This is a genomic window from Streptomyces sp. NPDC018000, assembly GCF_044328025.1.
In the GTDB taxonomy this organism is placed as follows: Bacteria; Actinomycetota; Actinomycetes; order Streptomycetales; family Streptomycetaceae; genus Streptomyces.
This window is the reverse complement of sequence record NZ_JBIRGM010000010.1, coordinates 42,630-67,121: the sequence shown is the minus strand read 5'-3', so window position 1 is coordinate 67,121 and position 24,492 is coordinate 42,630. Positions and strand designations below refer to the sequence as shown.

Sequence of the window (24,492 nt, the reverse complement as noted above, 5' to 3'; positions counted from 1 at the left end):
CTTCTTTTGGTGGAGAAGTACAAGCCCCCCGTCAGGTGGAGCGGTGACTCACTGTCACTGGGTGCGGTTCTCACCGCGGTAGTACTCGAAGACCCAGCCGAACAGACCGATCAGGATCATCGGGGCCGAGAAGTAGAGCAGCCACCAGCCGAAGATGATGCCCAGGAAGGCGAGAGCACTGCCGAAGGCCAGCGAGAGCGGCTGCCAGCTGTGCGGGGAGAAGAACCCCACCTCGCCGGCCTCGTCCGCGATGTCGGCTTCCTTGTTGTCCTGAGCCATGGCGTCGACCCGCTGCGCCGTGAAGGCCAGGTAGAAGCCGATCATGACGCTCAGGCCGAAGCCCAGGAAGAGCGCGGTGGTGCCGACCGGCTCCTTCGACCACACGCCGTACGTGATGGCCATGGCGAGCATGAAGACGCTCAGCCAGAGGAACATCTTTCCCTGGATCTTCACTTGCCCGTCTCCTTGCCGCCGGCGAGGGCCTTGTCATCCGCGGAGTGGTGCTCCAGCTGCTCGAGCGCCGCGATCTCCGGGTGATGCAGGTCGAACGCCGGGGATTCGGAACGGATCCGCGGCAGCGTGAGGAAGTTGTGCCGCGGCGGCGGGCAGGAGGTCGCCCACTCCAGCGAACGGCCGTAGCCCCACGGGTCGTCGACCTCGATCTTCTTGCCGTACTTGGCCGTCTTCCACACGTTGTAGAAGAACGGCAGCATCGACAGGCCGAGCAGGAACGAGGCGATCGTCGAGATCGTGTTCAGCGCGGTGAAGCCGTCGGCGGCGAGGTAGTCCGCGTAACGACGCGGCATGCCCTCGGCACCCAGCCAGTGCTGCACCAGGAACGTGCCGTGGAAGCCCACGAACAGCGTCCAGAACGTGATCTTGCCGAGCCGTTCGTCCAGCATCTTGCCGGTGAACTTCGGCCACCAGAAGTGGAATCCGGCGAACATCGCGAAGACCACGGTGCCGAAGATGACGTAGTGGAAGTGCGCGACGACGAAGTACGAGTCCGTGACGTGGAAGTCCAGCGGGGGCGACGCCAGGATCACACCGGTCAGACCACCGAAGGTGAAGGTGATCAGGAAGCCGATCGACCAGAGCATCGGGGTCTCGAATGACAAGGACCCCTTCCACATCGTGCCGATCCAGTTGAAGAACTTCACCCCGGTTGGTACCGCGATGAGGAACGTCATGAAGGAGAAGAATGGCAACAGCACACCGCCGGTGGCGTACATGTGGTGCGCCCACACCGTCACGGAAAGACCCGCGATGGCGATCGTGGCACTGATCAGACCGATGTAGCCGAACATCGGCTTCCGGCTGAACACCGGAATGATCTCGGAAATGATTCCGAAGAACGGCAGGGCGATGATGTACACCTCTGGATGGCCGAAGAACCAGAAGAGGTGCTGCCAGAGCAATGCCCCGCCATTGGCCGCGTCGAAGATGTGCGCACCGAATTTACGGTCGAACTCCAGCGCGAAGAGCGCGGCGGCGAGAACCGGGAAGGCCAGCAGGACCAGCACACCGGTCAGCAGGACGTTCCAGGTGAAGATCGGCATGCGGAACATCGTCATGCCGGGGGCACGCATGCAGATGATCGTGGTGATGAAGTTGACCGAACCGAGGATCGTGCCGAAGCCGGAGAAGGCCAGACCCATGATCCACATGTCGCCACCGATGCCCGGCGAGCGGACCGCGTCGGTCAGCGGGGAGTAGGCGAACCAGCCGAAGTCGGCCGCACCCTGCGGGGTGAGGAAGCCGGCCACCGCGATGAGCGAGCCGAAGAGGTACAGCCAGTAGGCGAACATGTTCAGCCGCGGGAACGCCACGTCGGGCGCACCGATCTGCAGCGGCATCATCCAGTTCGCGAATCCGGCGAACAGCGGCGTCGCGAACATCAGCAGCATGATCGTGCCGTGCATCGTGAACGCCTGGTTGAACTGCTCGTTCGACATGATCTGCGTGCCGGGACGGGCCAGTTCGGCGCGCATGAAGAGCGCCATCAGACCGCCGATGCAGAAGAACGCGAACGACGTGACCAGGTACATCGTGCCGATCGTCTTGTGGTCAGTGGTGGTCAGCCACTTGACGACGACGTTTCCCGGCTTCTTGCGCCGGACCGGCAGCTCGTCCTCGTACGAGTCGTCTGCTGCCGCGGCACCCTGAGGTTCGTTGAGGATGCTCACAGTTTGTTCGTCTCCGCATTCCTGGCCGGGTCAGTCTGCGCGATGCCGGCCGGCACGTAGCCCGTCTGGCCCTTCTTCGCCAGCTCCTTGAGGTGCGCCTCGTAGCGCTCCGGGGAGACGACCTTGACGTTGAAGAGCATCCGGGAATGATCGACGCCGCAGAGCTCGGCGCACTTGCCCATGAAGGTGCCCTCCTGGGTGGGAGTCACCTCGAAGGCGTTGGTGTGGCCCGGAATGACGTCCTGCTTCATGAGGAACGGAACCACCCAGAAGGAGTGGATGACGTCACGCGAAGTCAGAACGAAGCGGACCTTCTCGCCCTTCGGCAGCCACAGGGTCGGACCCGGGTTGCCGTTCTGCGGGTTCCGGGTGCCCGGGACGCCGTAGTCGTAGACGCCCTCCGCACCCTTGGGGAATTCATCCCGGTACCGGTCGGGGATGGCGTCGAGCTCCTTGGAGTTCTCGCTGCCCGTGGCGGTCGAGCCGTCCACGTTCTCGATGTAGTTGAAGGCCCAGCTCCACTGATAGCCGACCACGTTGATGGTGTGGGCAGGCTTCGGGGAAAGCTCGAGGAGCTTCGATTGATCGCGCGCGGTGAAGTAGAAAAACACCGAGACGATGATCAGAGGGACGACGGTGTACAGCGCCTCGATGGGCATGTTGTACCTGGTCTGCGGAGGAACCTCGACCTTGGTGCGGCTGCGCCGGTGGAAGATGACGCTCCACAGGATCAGGCCCCAGACCAGCACGCCCGTGACGAGCGCTGCCGCCCACGAGCCCTGCCAGAGAGAAAGGATCCGTGGTGCCTCTTCCGTTACCGGCGTAGGCATACCAAGGCGGGGAAAGTCCTTGTATGTGCAACCGGTGGCGGTCGCCAGGATCAGGCCCGCAGTCAGCACCTGCGGCAGCTTCCGCCGCATCGGGCGCCGCGACGAGCGGTCGGAGCCGTTGGGACTCACGTAGCGCCTTCCCGAGAGTCTCGCCCGCGCATCGGCGCGGCCGTCTGTCTGGTCGGTCGCCCCCCTGACGCGGGCAGGGGTTTGGATGTTTATGCGGACCAAACCCTACTGGACGCTATTTGGGGTCGCGCGGGGAGGGTGCCCAACGCGCCGTCCGACTCCCCGAAGGGGTGGAATACGGGCCTCCGGCCACCATCTGACGCCCCCTCTCCTGACTGGACGGGCGGCCCCTCCCGGGCGCGGGCCAAGGGCTGTCCCGTAATCCCTGGCGGATCAGCGCGCGGCGTCAGATGCGGTGCATCGCAAGGCGGAGGGGCGTCCGCATACTGGATGTATGCGGACGCCCCGACAACGCGGCGAGGTGCCGTGGCTGTCGTCGCGCGCCCGCCAGGGATTACGGGGACAGCCCTTAGCGTGGTCGTGTGCCCTACTTCGACGCCGCATCCTCCGCTCCCCTGCACCCCGTCGCACGCCAGGCGCTGCTTGCCGCGCTCGACGAGGGGTGGGCCGACCCGGGCAGGCTCTATCGCGAAGGGCGGCGGGCCCGGCTGTTGCTGGACGCGGCCCGGGAGGCCGCCGCGGAGGCCGTCGGGTGCCGTCCGGACGAGCTCACGTTCACTCCTTCGGGGACGCAAGCGGTGCACTCCGGAATTTCCGGGGCTCTCGCGGGACGGCGGCGTGTCGGCCGCCATCTGGTCGTTTCCGCGGTGGAACACTCGTCGGTGCTCCATTCGGCCGCCGCCCATGAGGCGCAGGGCGGATCGGTCTCCGAGGTCGCGGTGGACCGGTCGGGGGCGGTGAGCGCGGCGGCGTACGCGGATGTGCTGCGCGAGGACACCGCGCTGGCGTGTCTGCAGTCCGCCAATCACGAGGTCGGCACCGAGCAGCCGGTGGCCGAGGTCGCACAGGCCTGTCGGACGGCGGGGGTGCCGCTGCTGGTGGACGCCGCTCAGTCACTGGGCTGGGGCCCCGCGCCGGACGGCTGGTCACTGCTGGCGGCCAGCGCCCACAAGTGGGGCGGGCCCTCGGGTGTCGGGCTGCTGGCGGTACGCAAGGGGGTGCGGTTCGCGGCCCAGGGACCGGCCGACGAACGGGAGTCGGGGCGGGCCGCGGGTTTCGAGAACCTTCCGGCGATCGTGGCCGCGGCGGCATCGCTGCGGGCGGTGCGGGCGGAGGCGGCGGCACAGTCCGTGCGACTGCGGGCCCTGGTGGACCGCATCAGGGCCCGGGTGCCGCAACTGGTGCCCGATGTGGAGGTGGTCGGTGATCCGGTGCGGCGGCTGCCGCATCTGGTGACCTTCTCCTGTCTCTATGCCGACGGAGAGACATTGCTCCAGGAACTGGACCGGGTCGGATTCTCCGTGTCATCCGGTTCGTCCTGCACCAGCAGCACGCTGGCGCCGAGCCATGTGCTCACGGCGATGGGGGTGCTGTCGGAGGGAAACGTACGGGTGTCACTGCCGACCGGGACCGCGGACGAGGAGGTCGAGCGCTTCCTGGACGTGCTGCCCCGGACAGTGGCAGAGGTGCGGGCGAGGCTGGGGGCGCCCGTTTCGACCTCCCTCTCCCCTGCCGGGACCGCGTCCCTGGTCGTCGACGCCCTCGGGAAGCGCTGCCCGGTCCCCGTGATCGAGCTCGCAAAGGTGATCGGGGAGGTGCCGCTGGGAGGGACGGTGACCGTACTCTCCGACGACGAGGCGGCACGCCTGGACATCCCGGCCTGGTGCGCGATGCGCGAGCAGGAGTACGTGGGCGAGGAGCCGGCGGACCGTGGCTCGGCCTATGTGGTCCGCCGGCTGGCCTGAGCTTCTCCGGATCAGCCCAGGTGCGTGCGGACCTCGGCGGCGGCGTCGTGGCCGTACGCCTTGGTGAAGCGGTCCATGAAGTGGGCGCGGCGCAGGGTGTACTCCTGGGTGCCGACCGTCTCGATGACCAGGGTGGCAAGCATGCAGCCGACCTGGGCGGCGCGTTCCAGACCGACGCCCCAGGCGAGACCGGAGAGGAAACCGGCCCGGAAGGCGTCGCCGACGCCGGTCGGGTCGGCCTTGATCTCCTCCTCCGGGCAGCCGACCTCGATCGTCTCTTGGCCGGCCCGCTCGATCCGGACACCGCGGGCGCCCAGCGTGGTGACCCGGTGGCCGACCTTGGCCAGGATCTCCTCGTCGCTCCAGCCGGTCTTGGACTCGATGAGCCCCTTCTCGTACTCGTTGGAGAAGAGGTACGTGGCGCCGTCGAGGAGGATCCGGATCTCGTCGCCGTCCATCCGGGCGATCTGCTGCGAGAAGTCAGCGGCGAACGGGATTCCGCGGGAGCGGCACTCCTCGGTGTGCCGGAGCATCCCCTCGGGGTCGTCGGCGCCGATCGAGACGAGGTCGAGGCCGCCGACACGGTCGGCGACGGCCTTCAGCTCGATGAGCCGGGCCTCGCTCATCGCGCCCGTGTAGAAGGAGCCGATCTGGTTGTGGTCGGCATCCGTGGTGCAGACGAACCGGGCGGTGTGCAGGACCTCGGAGATCCGGACCGAACCGGTGTCGACGCCATGGCGGTCGAGCCAGGCGCGGTACTCGTCGAAGTCGGAGCCCGCGGCACCGACCAGGATCGGGTTCGTGCCCAGCAGACCCATGCCGAAACAGATATTGGCGGCGACACCGCCCCGGCGCACGTCGAGGTTGTCGACCAGGAAGGAGAGCGAGACCGTGTGCAGCTGATCCGCGACCAGCTGGTCGGCAAATCGGCCGGGAAAGGTCATGAGGTGATCGGTGGCGATGGAGCCGGTGACTGCGATTCGCACGGGGAGACTGCTCCTGCGGAGATCGGGGGGAACGGGTGACTGCGTTCCCGGGGCGGCGTGACAGTTCACGCTACCTGTTCCCCGCACTCGCCCCGAAGGGAGAAACTACCCGATAGTAGGTCTTTCTCCCCGAGGCGTGCGGTGCCTACGGTGCGGTTATGTCGAACCACAGCGCCACACGCGAGTCCGAGATCAGCCTGGCCGAGCTGCGCGGTGACTGCGCACGGATGGCTCCGCACTGGGTGGTCCCCGCGAAGTCTGCCCCCGTTCGGGTGGCGCCGTCCCTGATTCATGGGGTTACCGTGCCCGCCGCGTCCGCCCGGCTGATCGACGCCATGTCCGAATACGGCGACTGAGACCGGCATACGGCGGCCGAGTCCGGCATACGGCGGCCGAGATGGGCGCCGATCGCGTCCGGCACCCCTGAGGGAACCGTGAGCTCCTGTGCCCCGTCCCACCGTTGTCCCCACCCGCGGGGACGGACGGCAGGCCGGGTGAAGGCCTGTGACGGCGATGCAGGCGAAGGAGCGATCCGGTGAGCACCGAGCGATCCGACAACGACGTGACCGGCCCCCGACGGCGTTCGCCGCTCGCCGCGGCCTCGGTGGCGGCAGCCGTACTGCTGGCCGGGGGCGGCGGTGCGTACTGGGCCGCGACCGCCGCGGACGGCGGCGGCAGGAGCAGTGACAGTGCGGCGGGCAGTGGGGAGCGCACCCCTCCCCCGCTGGCCCTGGACGGGCGCGCGGGCGACCCGACGGCACCCGACGGGCCCTCCCGGGGCATCGCGATCGGTGAGCCCGATCCGAACGGCGGCCGGGTCGTCTACCGCGTGACCGGCAAGCTTCCCGAGGGGCCGCGTACGGCCGCGGTGCACCGCGCGCGGGGAACGGTCACCGAGGCGGAGGTGGCCCGGCTGGCGAAGGCGCTGGGGGTGCAGGGCACGCCGCGGGCGGAGGGAACCTCCTGGAAAGTGGGGTCCGACGGGGACGGCTCGGGCCCGGTGCTCCGGGTGAACAAGCAGGCTCCGGGCACCTGGAGCTTCGCCCGGTACGGCTCCGGCGGTACGGACAACTGCGAGAGCGCCACAGTCTGTTCGAGCAAGGAACCGACCCTGGGCGGCAGCGGCTCCCCGGTGAGCGAAAGTGCCGCCAGGGCTGCCGCGGCACCGGTCCTGAAGGCGGTGGAGCAGGGCGACTCCGCTCTCGACACCCGCCAACTCATGGGTTCGGTACGGGTGGTGAACGCCGACCCGGTGGTGGACGGACTTCCGACCTACGGCTGGTCGACCGGGATCCAAGTGGGTTCGGGCGGTGAAGTGGTCGGCGGCAGTGGACAGTTGAAGGGTCCGGCGAAGGGCGACAGCTATCCGGTGATCAGCGCGGGCGAGGCACTGAAGCAGCTGAACGGGGCAGCGTCCCGGACGGACGGGCGCGAGGACGTCGGCGGGTGCGCCACTCCCGTACCGCTGCAGGACGGCCTGAAGCCGCCAGAAATCCACTGCGGGACGCGGACCGGGGCGGAGCGGCCGACGACGACCGTGACGGTCGACAAGGCGGTGTTCGGACTGACCAAGCAGTACGTGGCGGGCGAGCAGACGCTCGTACCGTCCTGGCTCTTCTCGGTACGGCCGGCCGCGGGCGGCACGGGTGCCACCGTGTCGCAGATCGCCGTGGACCCCGCGTATCTGGCGCAGGACGCACCGTCCGCGAACACCCCGCCCCCGGGGAACACCGAGGGGGCCCCGCGTCAGATCCTGTCGTACAGCACCGACGGGCGGACCCTGTCGGTGTCGTTCTGGGGCGGGGTGTGCAGTAAGTACGCGGCGAGCGCGACCGAGGACGGGAACACGGTGCGGGTGACGGTGACGGAGTCGAAGCCGGCCGATGACAAGGTCTGCGTCATGCTCGCCGAGGAGCTGACCCGGACGGTGACGCTGGACGCCCCGCTCGGTGACCGGACGGTGGTCGACGCGGCGTCGGGCGGTGCCGTGCCCCGCGCCTGACGTCTTGACCCCTGCGTACGGCAGCCCCCCGCGCACGACGACGACGGCGGCCCCGGAATCGAATCCGAGGCCGCCGCCGTTCTGCTGTTCTTCCGCCGCCTTCAGGGCCTAGCTGAAGGAGTCGCCGCAGGCGCAGGAGCCCGTCGCGTTCGGGTTGTCGATCGTGAAGCCCTGCTTCTCGATGGTGTCGACGAAGTCGATGGAGGCGCCACCCAGGTACGGAGCGCTCATCCGGTCGGTGACGACCTTGACGCCGTCGAAGTCCTTCACGACATCGCCGTCGAGCGAACGCTCGTCGAAGAAGAGCTGGTAGCGCAGGCCCGAGCAGCCGCCGGGCTGAACGGCGACGCGCAGCGCCAGGTCGTCACGGCCTTCCTGCTCCAGCAGGCTCTTGACCTTGGCTGCGGCGGCGTCGGACAGGAGGATGCCGTCGCTCACGGTGGTGGTCTCGTCCGATACGGACATCTGCTTCTCTCCCTGGTTGTACGGAGACTGCTTGCCGACGTTGCAACCGACGGGACCACGGATTCATTCCGGGCCAAGCGCTTGCCTGTTCCATTCATGCTCGCACACCGGGTATCCCGGGGGATGCGTCACATCGACACTATCGCCATCGTCAAAGTGACATAAAGCGGTTATGATAGATAACGTCATTTCGACGAAAAGGCTCCTCCGCAGAGAAGAAAGGGTGCGTGACGTGACCACGGCCCACCCCGTCCAGGATCTCGACGTCCAGCCGACGCCCCTCGCGCTGCTCCTGCTCGGCCGCGAGGCCGACCCAAGGAGCGAGCGCGGCGTCGAGTGCCCCGGCGACCTGCCATCCCCCTCCGACCCGGACCTGGTGGAGCGTGCCCGCGCGGCCAAGGAGAAGCTCGGGGACAAGGTGTTCGTCCTCGGCCACCACTACCAGCGCGACGAGGTCATCCAGTTCGCGGACGTCACCGGCGACTCGTTCAAGCTCGCCCGGGACGCCGCCGCGCGCCCGGAGGCGGAATACATCGTCTTCTGCGGTGTGCACTTCATGGCCGAGTCCGCGGACATCCTGACCAACGACGATCAGAAGGTCGTGCTGCCGGACCTGGCCGCGGGCTGCTCCATGGCCGACATGGCCACCGCCGAGCAGGTCGCCGAGTGCTGGGACGTGCTGACCGAGGCGGGGGTCGCCGAGCACGTCGTACCCGTCTCGTACATGAACTCCTCCGCCGACATCAAGGCCTTCACCGGGCGGCACGGCGGCACGATCTGTACCTCGTCCAACGCGAAGCGCGCGCTGGACTGGGCCTTCGAGCAGGGGGAGCCCTCGGCAGTCAAGGTCCTCTTCCTCCCCGACCAGCACCTGGGGCGGAACACCGCGGTCCGGGACATGGGGATGTCTCTGGAGGACTGCGTCGTCTACAACCCGCACAAGCCGAACGGCGGCCTCACCGCCGAGGAGATTCGCAACGCCAGGATGATCCTGTGGCGCGGGCACTGCTCGGTGCACGGGCGCTTCTCCGTCGAGTCCGTCAACGATGTGCGCGAGCGGATTCCGGGCGTCAATGTGCTGGTGCACCCCGAGTGCAAGCACGAGGTCGTGGCCGCGGCGGACTACGTCGGCTCGACGGAGTACATCATCAAGGCCTTGGAGGCGGCGCCGGCCGGCTCGAAGTGGGCGATCGGCACCGAGCTGAACCTGGTGCGCCGCCTGGCGAACCGGTTCGCGGCCGAGGACAAGGAGATCGTCTTCCTCGACAAGACGGTGTGCTTCTGCTCGACGATGAACCGGATCGACCTGCCGCACCTGGTGTGGGCCCTGGAGTCGCTCGCCGAGGGGAACCTGGTCAACCGGATCGAGGTCGACCCGGAGACGGAGGAGTACGCGAAGCTGGCGCTGGAGCGGATGCTGGCGCTGCCGTAGCCGGTTCCGTGCACCGGGAGGGCCGGACAGGCCGATTTTGTCCTGTCCGGCACAGGGGTGCCCCTCCCGTACCTACACTGCTGTACTCACAGCTTGCACAGGTACGGGGGGTGGGCCGGATGACACAGCGCAGCAGGGTCGACAATCTGGTGTCGTTTAACCTCATCTCGGTTGGGGGCTGTGGATGGAGCAGGCAGTTTTTGAATCCGTCAGGTACTTCGCCGTGTGCCAGGACTGCGGTGCTGCGCTGGAGTGCTGGGGAGTTCAGGCCCTGGTGGATGGCCAGTTGCGCTGGGACGTTGAGTCAACCTGTTCCACCTGTGGATTTGCGGTAGTCGTGTGCGGTGGCGCCGTGCCGGCAGAGCGGCGGAATCAGATGCTCTCCGAGCATGGACCCGCGAGGCTGCAGGTGAGCACTCCGCCGGTGAGGAACGTCGCCTTGATGCGCGTGCTGCGGGCCGAGCTCGGCATTGACCTGGTGAACGCCAGGGCTGTGCTGCGCCGTGTGTTGGATGGTGACTACTCAGGAACGCTTCCCGAGATGGAACACCTGGCCCGCACGCTTCGGAAGTCCGGCATCCCTGCTGCAGCTACTCGCCCCTAGATATCTGATCCAGTGCTCTGACCGCATAGGTTCGCCGGGTTGGCGGCGTCGGTGCTCGGATCGGCTGGATTCGGTGTGGGAACAATTTGAGCGGTGGCGGAGCCGATCAAACTGGTAGTCGGGTCGCCCGGGGGAATCTCACCCCCGGGCTCCCACGGAACCGTACGTGACAGTCTCCCGTCATACGGCTCTTGTCGTCCTGGTCCTCGACCCTGCCGGGGTCACCCAGGTCCAGTGAGCGAAGTACTTCGGGCGGCGTGTGTGGCCCTCGGCCGGCCACCGCAGGGCCTGCTTCATCCCGGTCCGGTACTTCTTCTGGATCCATCGCAACAGGTAGGCGTTGATGCGGTCGAGCAGCGGATACAGCGCCGAGCGGTAGAAGCGCCCGTAGTAGTTCATCCATCCCCGGACCACCGGATTGACCATCCGGGCCAGATCGGCTGACTCCTCCGCGGTGCGCTGGTGCAGTCGCCAGGACCGCACCTTCCTACTCAGCTTCTTCAGGGCTTGCTTACTGATCGCGGGCAGGAACGCGGTGAACATCACCCCGTGCTTGTCCTTAGCTCCTCGCGGCCGGAACGTGAACCCCAGGAACGTGAACTCGCAGACCGGAAACCGGCCCCGTCGGTTGTCGTCCTTGCAGTACACGATCCGGGTCTTGTCCGGATGCAACTCCAGACCGACCTCGGCCATCCTGGACCGCAGCGCGGCCAGAACCCGTTCTGCCTCCGCCGACGTACGGCAGTGGACCACCCCGTCGTCGGCGAAGCGTTCGAACGGGCAGCCCGGGTACTTCCGGACCATCCACGCGTCGAACGCATAATGCAGAAACAGGTTCGCCAAAACGGGCGACACCGCAGAACCCTGCGGCGTGCCCTCTACCCGTTCAGTTGTGGACCCATCGGGCAGTCGCAGCCCAGCGGCCAGCCACCGCTTGACATACAGCACCACCCAACCGGCGTCGGTGTGCACCTCGACCGCAGCTACGACCTTGTCCCACGGAACGGTTCGAAGAACTTCCGGATGTCGAACTCGACCACCCAGTCGAACCGCCAACACCGCTCCCGGCAGACCCTGACCGCATCCAGCGCCGACTTGCCCGGCCGATACCCGAAGGAATCCGGGTGGAACACCTGCTCCACCCGCTCCGCCAGGTACGCGGCCACCACCGTCTGCGCGACCCTGTCAGCGACGGTCGGCACCCCCAAAACCCTGGTGCCACCCCCGCCCTTGGGGATCGGCACCGCTTTGACATCCGGCGGGAAGTACGTGCCGGAGGACGGGCCCTGACCCCTGATCAGCGCCTTTTCCCCGGACGCTCACCACGACGGTCTTCAACCAACGCAGCTCGGGGCGTTTTGACGCCTCCCACCGCAGGGCGACGCCGAAGGACCACAAACCTTCATCTTCCGCACAGCACCGCATCAAGCAGGGTCTCTACCTACATCAACCTCACTCTCAGCGTTCGTGGCACACCTCCAGCCGTAGATCGTGATCTTGCTCGTGTGGTCCCGGCCGGCCCGACAGCCACGGGAAGTCGGCGTCGTCGATCAGGATCTCCCCGACCGGCTCGCCGTCGCCGTGCACGTGCCACACCTTTCCGTCGCCCCCAACTGCGCCTGCTTCGCCCGCTGTCGGTCCACGGTCAGCCAGCCTGCCACTGGGCACTGGCAAGCGGTCCGGGCCTGCCCTCGGACCGGACCGCTCGCACCGCGTGCTACTCCTCGCTAGGCCGCTTGGCCCGCCGGGTGGAAGTTGATGCGTTCCCTGATGACGGGGAAGCCGGCCTTGGCGAAGTTCGCGGCCATGGGGAAGTTGGCCTGGTCCGTCGCTCCGTTGATGAACTCCGCGCCCTGCTCGACGAGGAGGTGGGTGCACTCCGCGAGGAGGTCGTAGGCGTAGCCGTGACCGCGCTGTTCCGGGACGACTCCGATGAAGCCGATGGTCGGGCCGGAGGGGTTGTGGGCCGGGATGTGGATGCCGGCCAGGTCGCCCTCCGGCGTGTGCGCGATCTGCCACCACTCCCGCGGGGAGGGGCACCAGTGGAAGAAGTCGAGTTCCTCCTGGGCGGCCTGGTCGAGGCCGCCTTCCTCGATGGCCCTGAGCGCGTGGGCGTCCAGGGTGGCGGAGTGGATGCGGCGCAACGCGTCGAAGAACACGGTGTCGTCGGGTTCGGCGCTGAAGCGCAGGCGTCCGGGCCGCTCGGGCAGACCTCGCTCCGGGGTCCAGCGGTACAGGAAGCGTTCCACCAGGAGTTCGTACCCGGCGGCTCGTGCGGCGGCGAAGCGCGTCTCGGCGCCGGCGCGCAGGTCGGGCTTGTCCCGCCAGCCGCCGGGCAGGTTGATCTCGAGTTCGACCTGCCAGGGAGCGGAGCGCAGGAGCTCGGCTCCGGCCTCCTCCTCGCCCTCGGCCACGTCGAACCAGTTGATGTTTACGGGCTCCGAGTCGTCGGGGCCGCCCCACCACGCGCCGCGTGCGACGGCCTCGCCGTCGCGCAGGACGATGCGCTTCCAGTCGGGGCGGAACTGGGTACGCCGATGGCCTTCACGGGCGCCCAGTGGGTCGGGGAGTGCGTCGAAGAGATGAGCGTCGCTCGCGGAGAGCGCGCGGATGACCGGATCGGTCATGGATTCCTCCGGGATACAGGCTGCTTGGAGCGCTCCCGGTCAGAACTCGCGAACCACGCCGGGATAGCGGAAAAGGGAGCGCTGGAAAGGTGTGAACCGCACGGCACTCGCCTCCTTCCATTCATCTCAGGGCGTGGAGCCACACGGTACGTGATCTTCCGCGGGTCCGTCCACGGATTTCTGCGACCCTTGGAAGGGAAGGGCGTTCGCGGGACGATGTAGAGCGCTCTCAATGGCCTGCGAGCCCTTAGTACTCCAGCAGATCGTGATCTTCATGTCCTGGATGCGACTTGTCGCTGGTAGTGGCTGGTGCGTGATCGCTGCTGATGGCGGCGTCGCCAGTCGGACCAGCCGAGTCGGTGGGCCATGTCGTGGAGAGGCTGGGCGACGGTGATGAACAGGCGCTGGATCTCGTTGCAGGACAGCGGGATCAGGTCGGCCGGTCCCGGACGGCGGGCGTGTTCATCGGCGCGGACCACCGCGAGGAAGGCGTGGGCGAGCATGGCGAGGGTGACCCAGCGGGCCCAGGAGGAATAGCGGCGGACCTGGTGCTCATCGAGCCCCGTCAGCCCCTTCTCGGTCTGGAAGGTCTCCTCCACGCGCCACCTGGAGCCGGCGACCCTGACCAGGGTGACCAGTGGCACCGGCTCGGTGGAATGACAGCGGTAGTAGGCGAGTTCGCCAGTGGTGCGGTTGCGGCGGACCAGGAGCCGGTGCTCGCCCGGTGCCGGTTCGGTGAGATCGATGACGGCCCAGTCGTAGAACCGCTGCCCCTTCGCACCGCGTCCGGCCGAGAGCTTCTGCCAGGCCCGCTTCGGCACTTTCGCAGCCAGGGCGTCGGCGCGGAACGTGCCCGCGCCGGTGGTCACTGCGGCCGAGCAGGCCACCGCGAGGACATAGCCGATACCGCGTTCCTCCAGAGCGGACCGTAGTTTCGGGTTGCCGCCGTAGACCTCGTCACCCGTGACCCAGCCCACCTGGTGTCCGGCGTCCAGGAACCGCTCGATCATCGTGCGGGCCAGCTCCGGCTTGGTCGCGAAGTCGGTGTCCTCGCCGAGCCCGGCCGCCCGGCAGCATGTCTGGTCCGACGTTGGTGATCGAGTTGGCGGAGCCGCTCTCGCCGGCTGCGCTGCGGGAGTTCCGCGCGTTGATGGTGGGGCTCTCCTCCCACTTCGACGAGAAGCGGCCCGGGTTCTTCGACGTCAACGTGCCCGCAGAGCAACTGGGCGTCGAGGACAGGCGAGAGGAGGACTGGCGAAGGCCGTTCTCGCTTCCACTCCTCGGCAACACCTCAGCGGACGAGGAGCTCACGGCCCTGGTGGGATTCAATCCGCAGCGCGAGGACTGGCGTCGGCCCTTCCTGGTCTACTTGATGGGGCCGGGTGCCGGCGATGAGAGCCTCTTCGAGGCTGAGCATGCGGACGAGCCCGAGGTGGAGGCCATCCTCGGCTTCAGGCCGACCCATGCCGTCAATGTCAGCGCCGGCTGCAATCGCGAGATCGACCACGTGGCCACGGCCCTGCTGACCGCCGCTGTCATGGACGTCATCGGGGGCGTGACCAAAGCCGAACTGCTGGACGGACAGGCGTCGGTCGTCGCTGACCTTCCAGGGGTGTTGGGGATCGCGGACGACGACTGGATGGCGCTGGGAACGGCGGAGTTCCTGCGGGCCTGGGTCGGGCACCCCGCCTTCCGGCTGGTCAAGTAGCCCACGATAGATCCCCGGCGGAGGTGGTGCTGTGACCGGGAACGTTCGCCGGGTTGCCTGATCATGCGGCGAGAGAGGGTCGGCCGCCCCAGCGATGGACGCCCCGTTGTACCTGGTCAACGGCACGCGGTACCGGGTCGGCCCACTGGGTCTCGATCCGACCGCGTCCGCCCGTAGTCTGCCTCCCCTGCATCAGACGAAGTTCGATCCACTTCCGTCCAGCTGAGGAGAACAGGCCGGCATGAGAACGCAGATCAAGATGACCGAGGCCGACGGGTCGTTCAGGACACGCCTCACGTCGACCCAGACCGACCTGATGCTCGAGGCACTGCTGACGCTCCAGGGGTGGGGTTACTCCGACGAGGCCGTCGCCGTACAGCTGAACGCGGACCGGGAGGAGATCGACCGCCTGGCCGAAAGGCTCACGGGTGATCACAAGACCACCCGCGACTTCACCCTGACGGCGCACGAACTGCACGTCATCCACTCGGCGCTGACCGCGGTGGCCACGACGTTCATCTCGAACCGCGGGTTCTCCGAGGAGGGGTTCTACGACAAGACCAGCTTCTTCAGGGAGAACTTCGACGCCATGGCGTTGAGCATCGTCACGGCTGTCGACGAAGCGACGACACCGTAGGTGACAACATCGGTGGGCCGCACCCTCTCCAGGGGTGCGGCCCACCGGCCTGTTTCGTACGGGTACGCGGTGGCTACGGCGTGCGTAGGGCGCGGGCGGCGGCGACCGCTCAGTGGTGAGCGGCATACCGGCCGGGCTTGCCGCTCAAGCCCCGCTGGTGCGAGAGCAGTGCCCGGTTGCGTAAGCCCCGGTTTCGTCGTCCTCCGCAAGCGTGAGCCCTGCTTCCAGCCGCTCTCCCCGGCTCGTGGCGATCCGCAGGGTGTCCCGCAGCGACTCTGCGAGCCGTACTCCGGCGAACCGCAACTCCCGCTCCCCCACCGCGGTCTCCGCCAACAACGCCCGCGCCTCGGCCAGTACATACTCGGCGGAGTCGAGCAGATCCGCCTCCACCTCGTCGGCCAGTCGCGACATCCGGCTTTTCGGGTCGTCAGTGCTCAGGTAGCACGGCGCCCCGCTCTGGTTGACCCACGGGAGCAACCGCATGGCTCGCCCCTTCGCGTCGAACATCATGTCGTCACTACCTCCGTTCGAGGGGCGCCCTGGCGCCCGGCCGCACACGCTGGTTACCGTGTGTGCCGCAATCGTCGCGCTACGACGCATCGCACCAACAGAGTCTCCCTGTCCCGGTGTTGAGAGCGGGACAAATGGAAGGCACGCACCATGACGTTCAAACCTCAGCCCCTGACCTCGTACCTCTCCGCCCGCCACTACTTCGGCTCCGAGCAGCGCCGCCACCGCGAGCGCGCCGATCTCTCCCTCGTACAGCTGGCGGACATCTTGAACTCCAGCAAGAGCACGCTCGCCCGGATCGAAACGGCGGAGCTGATGCCGCCGCCGGACATCCCAGGGCGGCTCGACGCGGCGTTCGGCACGGACAAGCACTTCCACGGGCTGTACGAGCTCGCCAAGAAGGAGATCCACCCGGATCAGTACCGCCGGTACATGGACTTCGAGTCCAAAGCCGAAATTATAGAACAGTACGGGGCTCAGGCCCTGCCCGGGTTGCTCCAGACCGAGGCATACGCACGCGAATTCCTCCGCTGTCAAAAAGACTTGAGCCAGGATCAAGTTGAGCAACGAGTCGCGGCACGGATGTCTCGACAGGAAAGACAGCGCTCGGATGCGCCACCTTTCCGGTGGGCAATCATCGACGAGGCCGCGCTGCGGAGGCAGATGGGCAGCCCTGCAGCCATGCGCGAGCAGCTGGCTTCATTGCTCGCCCAAGTGGATACTCCCGACAGTAATATTCAAGTGATGCCGTTCAGCGCGGGGCTCCACTCGCTCATGGGCGGCGCGCTGACTTTGCTGACGCTCGCCGACGGCACGCGGGTGGCCTACGAGGAGGGCATCCAGGCCGGTCACCTCTACGAGGACCCGAACAGTGTGGAGAAGTGGCGGAGACAGTACGAGGTACTGCGAGCCAATGCACTCTCACTGCCCGAGTCGGCGCACCCCGGCATCATCCCCGTACGCGACAGCAAGAACCCCACCGGCCCCGCACTCTTCATCCCCACCCCGGCCTGGAACGACTTCGTCTCCTCCCTCAAGTAGGTTGCGAGAAAGAAAAGAAACTGCTGAAAGGGTGAACGGCCTGTCCCACACTCCCGCGTGGGACAGGCCGTTCACCTTTTCAGGGTCTACTACACGCCCGACGGCTCCGTCTGGCGGGCTTCCTCGGCCGGCGCCGCAACGCCCGCCTTCTTCGCCCGCTTGATCGCCTTCTTCTCCGCGCGGCGCTCCTTGCGGAGTTCGACCATCGCGTAGAGCGTCGGCACCAGGAGCAGCGTCAGCAGGGTCGACGTGACCAGACCGCCGATCACCACGACCGCGAGCGGCTGCGAGATGAAGCCGCCCTCGCCGGTGACGCCGAGCGCCATCGGGAGCAGGGCGAAGATCGTCGCGAGTGCCGTCATCAGGATCGGGCGGAGCCGGTGACGGCCGCCCTCGATGACTGCCTCGACGACGCCCATGCCCTGCGCCCGGTACTGGTTGATCAGGTCGATCAGCACGATCGCGTTGGTGACCACGATGCCGATCAGCATCAGCATGCCGATCATCGCCGGTACGCCCATCGGGGTGCCGGTCATGACGAGCAGGCCGAGCGCGCCGGTTGCCGCGAACGGGATGGAGACCAGCAGGATCAGCGGCTGGATCAGGGACTTGAAGGTCGCGACCAGCAGCATGAAGACGATCGCGATCGCGGCCAGCATGGCGAGGCCGAGCTTCAGGAACGCGTCGTTCTGGTCTTCGGAGACACCGCCGATGGTGGCGGTGGCGCCGTCCGGGAGCTTCAGGGCGTTGATCTTCGTCTGGAGCGAGGCGCTGACCGCACCGGTGTTGTCGCCGACGGGCTTGGCGGTGATGGTCGCGGCGCGCTGGCCGTCGATCCGGGTCATCGAGACCGGGCCGGGGACCAGCTCGACGTCGGCGATCTGTCCGAGCTCGACCGGGCCGAGCGCGAGGTTCTTCAGCTCGGCCATGGTGGTGGCCGGGTGGGCGGACTTGATGACGACGTCACGCTCGGTGTCGTCCATGATCACCTTGCCGGACGGGGTGCCGCGCACCGCTCCTGCGACGGCCGCGCCGAGCGTGGTCTGGTTGAAGCCGGCGTCCGCGGCCTTGGCGTTGGCCTTGACCGAGATCCGCGGGACGCTCTGCGCCAGGTCGCTCTGGACGTCGGTGACGTCCTTGAGCTTCGCCACCTCGGCCCGGACCTCTTCGGATGCCTTCTTCAGGACGTCCGCGTCGGCGGCCTTGACCACGACGCTGAGGTCCTGGCTGCCGAAGCCGTCGCCCGCGGAGATGGTGGTGTCACCGATGCCGTCGAGCTTGCCGAGTTCCGTGTCGAGGCGCTTCTGCACGGCCTCGGAGTCGCCCGCGTCCTTCAGGGTGATCTGGTACGAGGCCTGGTTGGAGCCCGTACCGCCGCCGAAGGCCGCCATGAAGCCGGAGGAGCCGACGGTGACCTGGTAGTCCTCGACGCCCTTGTCGCCGGCGAGGACCTTCTCGACCTTCTTGGCCGCCTCGTCGGCGGCCGCCAGGCTGGTGCCGGGGGTCAGCTCCTGTTTGATGGAGAGGACTTCCTGCTCGCCCGGGTCGAAGAAGTTGGTCTTCAGCAGCGGGGCCATGCCGAAGGTGCCGAGCAGGACCACGACGGCGATGGCGATGCTGGTGATACGGCGCCGGGTCGCGAAGCGCAGCACCGGGACGTACAGCCGCTGGAGCCGGCTGCGGGCTTCCTTCTCCTCGGCCTTGCGACGGGCCTCGTCCGGGTTCTCGGTGCTGCCCTTGGGGGCGCGCAGGAACCAGTACGACAGGACGGGGACCACGGTCAGCGAGACCAGCAGGGAGGCCAGCAGGGCTGCGGTGACGGTCAGCGAGAACGAGCCGAAGAGCTCGCCGACCATGCCGCCGACGAGACCGATCGGCAGGAAGACGGCGACCGTGGTGAGGGTCGATGAGGTGACCGCGCCGGCCACTTCCTTGACCGCGGTGATGATCGCCGACTGGCGCTCCTCGCCGTAGCCGAGGTGACGCTTGATGTTCTCCAGGACCACGATCGAGTCGTCGACGACGCGGCCGATCGCGATGGTCAGCGCGCCGAGCGTGAGCATGTTGAGGGACAGGTCGCGGGTCCAGAGCACGATCAGTGCGAGGACCACGGAGAGCGGGATGGAGACCGCGGTGACCAGGGTCGAGCGCAGCGACGCGAGGAAGACCAGGATCACGACGACCGCGAAGAGCAGACCGAGCGCGCCCTCGGTGGTCAGACCGGAGATCGCCTTGGAGACGGCGGGGCCCTGGTCGGAGACGACAGTCAGCTCGGCGTCGGCGCCGAGGTCCTTGCGCAGGTCGGGGAGCTTGTCCTTGACCGCGTCCGAGATGGCGACGGCGCTGCCGTCCTTGTCCATCGTGGCCATCACGGCGAGGCTCGGCTTGCCGTTGGTACGGGTGATGGAGACGGCGCCGGCCGGCTCCTGCTTCACCGTGGCGATGTCACCGACGCGAACCGACTTGCCGGGCTTGCCGGTTGCCGGGTCCTGGCCGGTGACGCGCAGGTCCTCGATCTGCTTCATGGAGGTGAAGGCGCCGCCCACCTGGACGGTGCGGCTCTTGCCCGACTCGGAGAAGGAACCGGCGGGGACGGTCGCGCCGCCCGCCTGGAGCGCCTGGGAGAGCGTCGCGGCGTTCAGGCCGGCGGAGCTGAGCTTCTTGTCGTCGGGGGTGATGGAGACCTGGAGGTCCTGCACACCGTCGATGGTGACCTGGCCGACGCCGTCGATGTCCTCCAGCGCGGGGACGACGGTGCGGTCCAGCTGGTCGGCGAGCGCCTGCTGGTCCTTGTCGGAGGTGACGGCGAGGACGACGGTCGGTATGTCGTCCGTCGAGCCGGCGATGACCTGCGGGTCCACGTCGTCGGGAAGCTGGACGCGGGCGCGGTTCACCGCCTGCTGGATGTCGGCGACGAGCTGCTTGGTGCCCTCGCTGCCGAAGTCGAAGGTCGCCATGATGACGGCGTTGCCCTCGCTGGCCGTCGAGGTGATGCCGGTGACACCGTCGACGGCCTTGATGGAATTCTCGAGTGGTTCGACGACCTGCTTCTCGACCACATCGGGGGACGCACCCTGATAGGGGGCGAGCACCGACACCATCGGGAGTTCGATGGTGGGCAGCAGCTGCTGCTTGAGCTGCGGGATCGAGATCGCTCCGAATACAAGGGCGACGATCGAGATCAGTCCGATCAGGGCCCGTTGCGCGAGGCTGAATCTGGACAGCCAGGACATGGGTGGGTCTCTCTTCTGTGGCTTACGCGGCAGATGGGCGGGTAGCTGTGGGACAGACCCGGCCCACCTATACGGTCACCCACCCGCGAAGCCGAGACGTCGGCCCCAGGGTCGCTTTCTTGTGCCGCGCATACCGCAGGTGGAGTACGCCGAATCTCCACCCCTCACTCCGACTTGGGGCGCACCAGGCCCGATTCGTACGCAGTTACCACCAATTGAGCCCGGTCCCTGGCGCCCAGTTTCGCCATCGCCCGGTTCACATGGGTCTTGACGGTGAGCGGGCTGACGACGAGCCGCTCGGCGATCTCGTCGTTGGAGTGGCCGCCCGCGACCAGGACCAGCACCTCGCGTTCGCGTCCGGTGAGTGCGGCGAGCCGTTCGGAGTACTGCGCGGCGCTCGACGCGTCACCGCTTCCCGAACTTCCGCCCTGCGCAAGGAAGGTGGCGATCAGCCCCTTGGTCGCGGCCGGCGAGAGCAGCGCCTCGCCGGCCGCTGCGACACGGATGGCGTTGAGGAGTTCATCCGGTTCCGCCCCTTTGCCGAGGAAGCCGGACGCCCCGGCCTGCAGCGACTGCACCACGTACTCGTCCACCTCGAAGGTGGTGAGCATGACGACCCGTATGTCCGCCAGCTCCGGATCGGCACTGATCATCCGGGTCGCGGCGAGTCCGTCCGTACCGGGCATCCGGATGTCCATCAACACCACGTCGGCGCGGGTCGAGCGGGCGAGCTCGACGGCCTGCGCGCCGTCCGCCGCCTCTCCGACCACCTCCATGTCGGACTCCGAGTCGACCAGCACCCGGAACGCGCTGCGCAGCAGCGCCTGGTCGTCGACGAGCAGCACCTTGATGGGCGGTGTCATGCGTTCTCCCCCGTCCGGCCCGCCGTGCCCGGCTCCCCCGGCTCTGCCGTACGGGCCTCGACGGGCAGGATCGCATGGACCCGGAATCCGCCGCCGTAGCGGGGCCCCGCGGTGAGGGAGCCGCCGAGTGCGGTGACGCGTTCGCGCATGCCGAGGAGGCCGTGGCCGCCGCCGTCCCCGTTGCAACAGCCCCCGCCCGAACCGTTGTCGATGACGGTGATCTCGGCCGTGGCTCCGACCCGCACGACGCTCACCTCGGCCTTCGCCCCGGGGCCCGCGTGCTTGCGCACATTGGTCAGCGCCTCCTGGATCACCCGGTACGCGGCCAGGTCGACGGCCGAGGGCAGCGGGGGCCGCCGGTCGGCGCAGGCCACCTCGACCGGGAGCCCGGCCCGCCGGACGGTGTCCACCAGATCCCCGAGGACCGCGAGCCCCGGCGCCGGTTCGGTCGGCGCCTCCGGGTCGCCGGACTGACGCAACAGCCCGACGGTGGCCCGCAGTTCGTTGAGCGCGGAGCGGCTGGCCTCCCGGACGTGGGCCAGCGCCTCCTTGGCCTGGTCGGGACGCTTGTCCATGACGTGGGCGGCCACCCCTGCCTGGACGTTGACGAGGGCGATGTGGTGGGCGACGACATCGTGCAGATCGCGGGCGATGCGTAGCCGCTCCTCGGCGACCCGGCGCCGGGCCTCCTCGTCGCGGGTGCGTTCGGCCCGTTCGGCACGCTCTCTGATCGCGTCGACGAAGGCGCGCCTGGAACGGACGGCGTCCCCCACGGCGCAGGCCATGCCGGTCCAGGCGAAGACACCGAGGTTCGCCTGGCTGTACCAGGGCGCCGAGCCGAAGAGCATCGCGGTGGCCGTCAGCGCGGCCATCGTCAGCAGCCCGACCCGCGAGGTGGTGGGCCGGTCGGTACGGGCGGCGACGGTGTACAGCGCGATGACGGTGCTCATCACCACGGGGGTGGGCGGTTCGAACCGGACCAGCTCGACGAAGGTCAGACCGGCGGTGGCCGCGAGCACCAGCATGGGCCTGGGCCGCCGCCAGATCAGCGCGACGGCACCGAGCACCATCACGAACACGCTGCTCGACTCGGGCCCACGGGCGCCGAAAGTGGGCCCGTTCGGTGCGTACGTGTCGATGAACGACACGGTGATCATGGCCATGAATACGGCCAGGGCGAGCGCGGCGTCCAGCGCGAGGGGATGGTCGCGCAGCCAGCGCCGAACGCGCAGAACCCCGGTTCCGAGGGTGGTCACGGCAGGCTACGTTACGGCGTGTCGCGCATGGATCGGCACGGAGCATGCCGAACCCCCGGAGCGCCGTGCCGCGGACGCAGCCGTGCCCCGTGTCCGGCGGACCGGACACGGGGCACGGACTTGTCCGAGTGCTGGAGAGCGACCGGCGTCAGCCGGGGATCAGACCGTCGTCCCGGAGCATGGCGCGCACTTCTTCAAGAGTCGCGTCGGACGACGGCAGGATCAGCTCGGACGGCTCCAGGGAGTCGTCCGGCAAGGGTGTGCCGAGCTCGCGCACCCTGGTGAGGAGTGCGTGCAGAGTGGAGCGAAAGCCGGGGCCGTCGCCGCTCTCCACCTCGGCGAGCAGTTCGTCGTCGAGCCTGTTGAGCTCGGCGAGATGGCTGTCGGCCAGTGCGACCTGGCCCTCCCCCATGATCCGTACGATCATGACGCTGCCTTAACTCTTGTCGAACCTGTGCGGAGACTGCGACGACTGCTGCTGCGCCGCATCCTGCGGGCCGCCCTCGATCGCCTGCTGCTGGGTGGAGCCGCCGGCCAGCTCGGCCTTCATGCGCTGCAGCTCCAGCTCCACATCCGTACCACCGGAGATCCGGTCCAGCTCGGCGGCGATGTCGTCCTTCGCCGTCCCGGTCGGGTCGTCCAGGGCGCCGGAGGCGAGCAGCTCGTCGATCGCACCGGCCCGGGCCTGCAGTTGCTGGGTCTTGTCCTCGGCCCGCTGGATCGCAAGGCCGACATCGCCCATCTCCTCGGAGATCCCGGAGAAGGCCTCGCCGATCCGGGTCTGCGCCTGGGCTGCGGTGTAGGTGGCCTTGATGGTCTCCTTCTTGGTACGGAAGGCATCGACCTTGGCCTGCAGCCGCTGGGCCGCGAGAGTGAGCTTCTCCTCCTCGCCCTGCAGCGTGGTGTGCTGCGTCTCCAGGTCGGTGACCTGCTGCTGGAGTGCGGCGCGCCGGGACAGCGCCTCGCGGGCCAGGTCCTCGCGGCCGAGCGCGAGCGCCTTGCGGCCCTGGTCCTCCAGCTTGGACGACTGCCCCTGCAGCTGATTCAGCTGCAACTCCAGCCGCTTGCGCGAGGTCGCCACATCGGCGACACCGCGGCGTACCTTCTGAAGCAGCTCCAGCTGCTTCTGGTACGAGTAATCGAGGGTCTCGCGCGGATCCTCGGCCCGGTCAAGGGCCTTGTTTGCCTTCGCGCGGAAGATCATCCCCATACGCTTCATCACACCGCTCATGGGCTTCGCGCGCCCCCTTCTGACGGACTGAGCTCCAGCACTCCAACAGAACCCACAGTACGGGCCCTGCCTCTATTACCGCACTGTTCGAGCACAGATGTGCTCCTCCCCAAGGACGACTGCACCCGGTCATCGCTCCGGCCCAGGGAGTAGGCGGGGGCAGAGGAACGGGTGGAGACGTCCGCGGCGAACCGATGGGGACCACCTGCACAGACGCGGGCCGTTGCCGGATCGTTCCCGACCGGCCTGGGGTCGCGGCGATCGAACCCGTACCCTTGGGCCTTGTGTTCCGTAGCCGTTCGAAGGAAGAGAAGGCGCCCACCGGCAAGGTGACGGCGGACCTCTCCAAGCAGCCCCGCGACCCGCAGGCCCCCAAGGGTCGCCCCACCCCCAAGCGCAGCGATGCCCAGTCGCAGCGCCGTCGTGCCTCCAGTGGCACGCCGCTCGACCGCAAGGAGGCCGCGAGGCGGCAGCGCGAAGCGCGCCGTGTGGACCTGGCCAAGCAGCGTGAGGCGCTCGCCAGTGGCGACGAGCGCTATCTGCCGGTTCGCGACAAGGGCCCGGTGCGGCGCTTCGTCCGCGACTACGTGGACTCGCGTTTCTGCATCGCGGAGTTCTTCCTGCCGCTCGCCGTGATCATTCTGATCCTCAGCGTGATCCAGGTGCCGAACATCCAGGCCATCTCGCTGCTGCTCTGGCTTCTCGTGATCGTGCTGATCGTCATCGACTCGTTCGGGCTCGCGTTCCGCCTGAGGAAGCAGCTGAATGAGCGCTTCCCGGACACGCCGAAGCGTGGCGCGGTCGCGTACGGTCTGATGCGTACGCTTCAGATGCGTCGGCTCCGGCTGCCGAAGCCGCAGGTCAAGCGTGGAGAGCGGCCCTGAGTACGGATACCTCCGGCTCGGCCGGCGGTCCGTCCGCCGACCCGACGGCCGTCCCCGTCCCAG

24 protein-coding genes and 1 pseudogene are annotated in these 24,492 nt (G+C 68.0%); 9 read left to right on the top strand and 16 right to left on the bottom strand.

What is annotated here, in order from left to right; translation table 11 throughout:
- Positions 1-54: 54 nt before the first annotated feature.
- The 3 genes from ACH4EW_RS21150 to coxB are packed head-to-tail and all read right to left on the bottom strand — an operon-like array spanning position 55 to position 3,145.
- The gene (locus ACH4EW_RS21150) at positions 55-453 is read right to left on the bottom strand and encodes a cytochrome c oxidase subunit 4 (protein ID WP_398259018.1); all 399 of its coding nucleotides are present in this window, start codon (positions 451-453) and stop codon (positions 55-57) included.
- Entirely contained in the window at positions 450-2,186 is a 1,737-nt protein-coding gene (gene ctaD / locus ACH4EW_RS21145; protein ID WP_398259016.1) for a cytochrome c oxidase subunit I, read from the bottom strand. The genes ACH4EW_RS21150 and ctaD overlap by 4 nt, the downstream gene beginning before the upstream one ends.
- Positions 2,183-3,145 (bottom strand): cytochrome c oxidase subunit II, encoded by a 963-nt coding sequence (gene coxB / locus ACH4EW_RS21140; protein WP_398259014.1) that lies wholly within the window; start codon positions 3,143-3,145, stop codon positions 2,183-2,185. The genes ctaD and coxB overlap by 4 nt, the downstream gene beginning before the upstream one ends.
- 422 nt (positions 3,146-3,567) lie before the next feature.
- Here coxB and ACH4EW_RS21135 point away from each other — a divergent pair, with 422 nt between their 5' ends.
- On the top strand, positions 3,568-4,950 hold the full coding sequence (locus ACH4EW_RS21135; protein WP_398259012.1) for a cysteine desulfurase/sulfurtransferase TusA family protein: 1,383 nt from the start codon (positions 3,568-3,570) through the stop codon (positions 4,948-4,950).
- 11 nt (positions 4,951-4,961) lie between these two features.
- On the opposite strand, the gene ACH4EW_RS21130 is transcribed toward ACH4EW_RS21135, so the two are convergent.
- Positions 4,962-5,936, bottom strand: coding sequence for a carbohydrate kinase family protein (locus ACH4EW_RS21130; RefSeq protein WP_398259010.1), 975 nt, complete (start codon positions 5,934-5,936; stop codon positions 4,962-4,964).
- A gap of 158 nt (positions 5,937-6,094) precedes the next feature.
- On the opposite strand from ACH4EW_RS21130, the gene ACH4EW_RS21125 reads away from it, so the two are divergent.
- On the top strand, positions 6,095-6,292 hold the full coding sequence (locus ACH4EW_RS21125) for a hypothetical protein (RefSeq protein ID WP_093893628.1): 198 nt from the start codon (positions 6,095-6,097) through the stop codon (positions 6,290-6,292).
- A 179-nt stretch (positions 6,293-6,471) separates the two neighbouring features.
- Positions 6,472-7,938, top strand: coding sequence for a hypothetical protein (locus ACH4EW_RS21120; RefSeq protein ID WP_398259008.1), 1,467 nt, complete (start codon positions 6,472-6,474; stop codon positions 7,936-7,938).
- A gap of 108 nt (positions 7,939-8,046) precedes the next feature.
- On the opposite strand, the gene erpA is transcribed toward ACH4EW_RS21120, so the two are convergent.
- Positions 8,047-8,403 (bottom strand): iron-sulfur cluster insertion protein ErpA, encoded by a 357-nt coding sequence (erpA, locus tag ACH4EW_RS21115; protein WP_189540679.1) that lies wholly within the window; start codon positions 8,401-8,403, stop codon positions 8,047-8,049.
- A 223-nt stretch (positions 8,404-8,626) separates the two neighbouring features.
- On the opposite strand from erpA, the gene nadA reads away from it, so the two are divergent.
- Both nadA and ACH4EW_RS21105 read left to right on the top strand, forming a co-directional pair.
- Entirely contained in the window at positions 8,627-9,835 is a 1,209-nt protein-coding gene (gene nadA / locus ACH4EW_RS21110) for a quinolinate synthase NadA (RefSeq protein WP_398259006.1), read from the top strand.
- 184 nt (positions 9,836-10,019) lie between these two features.
- A complete protein-coding gene (locus ACH4EW_RS21105) occupies positions 10,020-10,439 on the top strand; it encodes a hypothetical protein (protein ID WP_398259004.1) in 420 nt (139 codons plus the stop codon).
- Positions 10,440-10,619: 180 nt separating this feature from the next.
- Here the strand turns inward: ACH4EW_RS21105 and ACH4EW_RS21100 are convergent, their stop codons facing one another.
- From ACH4EW_RS21100 to ACH4EW_RS21080, 5 genes and pseudogenes are all read right to left on the bottom strand, one after another.
- Positions 10,620-11,387: a reverse transcriptase domain-containing protein gene (locus ACH4EW_RS21100; RefSeq protein ID WP_398259249.1), complete on the bottom strand. Its 768-nt coding sequence runs from the start codon at positions 11,385-11,387 to the stop codon at positions 10,620-10,622.
- A 35-nt stretch (positions 11,388-11,422) separates the two neighbouring features.
- The gene (locus ACH4EW_RS21095) at positions 11,423-11,641 is read right to left on the bottom strand and encodes a reverse transcriptase domain-containing protein (protein WP_398259002.1); all 219 of its coding nucleotides are present in this window, start codon (positions 11,639-11,641) and stop codon (positions 11,423-11,425) included.
- A gap of 256 nt (positions 11,642-11,897) precedes the next feature.
- Positions 11,898-12,026, bottom strand: a complete 129-nt coding sequence (locus ACH4EW_RS21090) for a hypothetical protein (protein WP_398259000.1) — start codon at positions 12,024-12,026, stop codon at positions 11,898-11,900.
- A gap of 140 nt (positions 12,027-12,166) precedes the next feature.
- Positions 12,167-13,066, bottom strand: coding sequence for a GNAT family N-acetyltransferase (locus tag ACH4EW_RS21085; RefSeq protein ID WP_398258998.1), 900 nt, complete (start codon positions 13,064-13,066; stop codon positions 12,167-12,169).
- Between the two features lie 272 nt (positions 13,067-13,338).
- Positions 13,339-14,166 (bottom strand): annotated as a pseudogene (locus ACH4EW_RS21080) (IS701 family transposase); the annotation flags it as partial.
- Between ACH4EW_RS21080 and ACH4EW_RS21075 the strand changes: the two are divergent.
- Together ACH4EW_RS21075 and ACH4EW_RS21070 are read left to right on the top strand one after the other, a co-directional pair.
- Positions 14,142-14,774, top strand: coding sequence for a DUF6368 family protein (locus ACH4EW_RS21075; protein ID WP_398258996.1), 633 nt, complete (start codon positions 14,142-14,144; stop codon positions 14,772-14,774). The pseudogene ACH4EW_RS21080 and the gene ACH4EW_RS21075 overlap by 25 nt on opposite strands.
- A 241-nt stretch (positions 14,775-15,015) precedes the next feature.
- Complete coding sequence (locus tag ACH4EW_RS21070) at positions 15,016-15,411, top strand: hypothetical protein (protein WP_398258994.1); 396 nt, start codon at positions 15,016-15,018, stop codon at positions 15,409-15,411.
- A 144-nt stretch (positions 15,412-15,555) separates the two neighbouring features.
- Here the strand turns inward: ACH4EW_RS21070 and ACH4EW_RS21065 are convergent, their stop codons facing one another.
- Positions 15,556-15,921 (bottom strand): hypothetical protein, encoded by a 366-nt coding sequence (locus tag ACH4EW_RS21065; protein ID WP_398258992.1) that lies wholly within the window; start codon positions 15,919-15,921, stop codon positions 15,556-15,558.
- Between the two features lie 150 nt (positions 15,922-16,071).
- Here ACH4EW_RS21065 and ACH4EW_RS21060 point away from each other — a divergent pair, with 150 nt between their 5' ends.
- Positions 16,072-16,962, top strand: a complete 891-nt coding sequence (locus ACH4EW_RS21060) for a Scr1 family TA system antitoxin-like transcriptional regulator (RefSeq protein ID WP_398258990.1) — start codon at positions 16,072-16,074, stop codon at positions 16,960-16,962.
- 89 nt (positions 16,963-17,051) lie between these two features.
- Here the strand turns inward: ACH4EW_RS21060 and ACH4EW_RS21055 are convergent, their stop codons facing one another.
- The 5 genes from ACH4EW_RS21055 to ACH4EW_RS21035 all read right to left on the bottom strand — a co-directional run bounded on the left by ACH4EW_RS21055 (position 17,052) and on the right by ACH4EW_RS21035 (position 23,533).
- On the bottom strand, positions 17,052-20,195 hold the full coding sequence (locus ACH4EW_RS21055; RefSeq protein WP_398258988.1) for an efflux RND transporter permease subunit: 3,144 nt from the start codon (positions 20,193-20,195) through the stop codon (positions 17,052-17,054).
- A 164-nt stretch (positions 20,196-20,359) separates the two neighbouring features.
- Positions 20,360-21,058 carry a response regulator gene (locus tag ACH4EW_RS21050; protein WP_398258986.1) on the bottom strand — a complete coding sequence of 233 codons (699 nt, stop codon included), beginning with the start codon at positions 21,056-21,058 and terminating at the stop codon, positions 20,360-20,362.
- Positions 21,055-22,314, bottom strand: coding sequence for a sensor histidine kinase (locus tag ACH4EW_RS21045; RefSeq protein WP_398258984.1), 1,260 nt, complete (start codon positions 22,312-22,314; stop codon positions 21,055-21,057). The genes ACH4EW_RS21050 and ACH4EW_RS21045 overlap by 4 nt, the downstream gene beginning before the upstream one ends.
- A 148-nt stretch (positions 22,315-22,462) precedes the next feature.
- Complete coding sequence (locus ACH4EW_RS21040) at positions 22,463-22,741, bottom strand: hypothetical protein (protein ID WP_398258982.1); 279 nt, start codon at positions 22,739-22,741, stop codon at positions 22,463-22,465.
- Between the two features lie 9 nt (positions 22,742-22,750).
- Positions 22,751-23,533: a PspA/IM30 family protein gene (locus ACH4EW_RS21035; protein ID WP_093893567.1), complete on the bottom strand. Its 783-nt coding sequence runs from the start codon at positions 23,531-23,533 to the stop codon at positions 22,751-22,753.
- A gap of 296 nt (positions 23,534-23,829) precedes the next feature.
- Between ACH4EW_RS21035 and ACH4EW_RS21030 the strand changes: the two genes are divergently transcribed.
- Positions 23,830-24,429 carry a DUF3043 domain-containing protein gene (locus ACH4EW_RS21030; protein ID WP_398258980.1) on the top strand — a complete coding sequence of 200 codons (600 nt, stop codon included), beginning with the start codon at positions 23,830-23,832 and terminating at the stop codon, positions 24,427-24,429.
- Positions 24,430-24,492 lie beyond the last annotated feature (63 nt).

What these genes read in the sequence shown, in the direction of transcription:
- ACH4EW_RS21060 (WP_398258990.1), top strand. Translation starts at nt 16,072, where the DNA reads ATGACGTTCAAACCTCAGCCCCTGACCTCGTACCTCTCCGCCCGCCAC.
- ACH4EW_RS21065 (WP_398258992.1), bottom strand. Translation starts at nt 15,921, where the DNA reads ATGATGTTCGACGCGAAGGGGCGAGCCATGCGGTTGCTCCCGTGGGTC.
- ACH4EW_RS21055 (WP_398258988.1), bottom strand. Translation starts at nt 20,195, where the DNA reads ATGTCCTGGCTGTCCAGATTCAGCCTCGCGCAACGGGCCCTGATCGGA.
- ACH4EW_RS21035 (WP_093893567.1), bottom strand. Translation starts at nt 23,533, where the DNA reads ATGAAGCGTATGGGGATGATCTTCCGCGCGAAGGCAAACAAGGCCCTT.
- ACH4EW_RS21070 (WP_398258994.1), top strand. Translation starts at nt 15,016, where the DNA reads ATGAGAACGCAGATCAAGATGACCGAGGCCGACGGGTCGTTCAGGACA.
- ACH4EW_RS21085 (WP_398258998.1), bottom strand. Translation starts at nt 13,066, where the DNA reads ATGACCGATCCGGTCATCCGCGCGCTCTCCGCGAGCGACGCTCATCTC.
- ACH4EW_RS21040 (WP_398258982.1), bottom strand. Translation starts at nt 22,741, where the DNA reads ATGATCGTACGGATCATGGGGGAGGGCCAGGTCGCACTGGCCGACAGC.
- ACH4EW_RS21105 (WP_398259004.1), top strand. Translation starts at nt 10,020, where the DNA reads ATGGAGCAGGCAGTTTTTGAATCCGTCAGGTACTTCGCCGTGTGCCAG.
- erpA (WP_189540679.1), bottom strand. Translation starts at nt 8,403, where the DNA reads ATGTCCGTATCGGACGAGACCACCACCGTGAGCGACGGCATCCTCCTG.
- ACH4EW_RS21075 (WP_398258996.1), top strand. Translation starts at nt 14,142, where the DNA reads ATGTCTGGTCCGACGTTGGTGATCGAGTTGGCGGAGCCGCTCTCGCCG.
- ACH4EW_RS21125 (WP_093893628.1), top strand. Translation starts at nt 6,095, where the DNA reads ATGTCGAACCACAGCGCCACACGCGAGTCCGAGATCAGCCTGGCCGAG.
- ACH4EW_RS21050 (WP_398258986.1), bottom strand. Translation starts at nt 21,058, where the DNA reads ATGACACCGCCCATCAAGGTGCTGCTCGTCGACGACCAGGCGCTGCTG.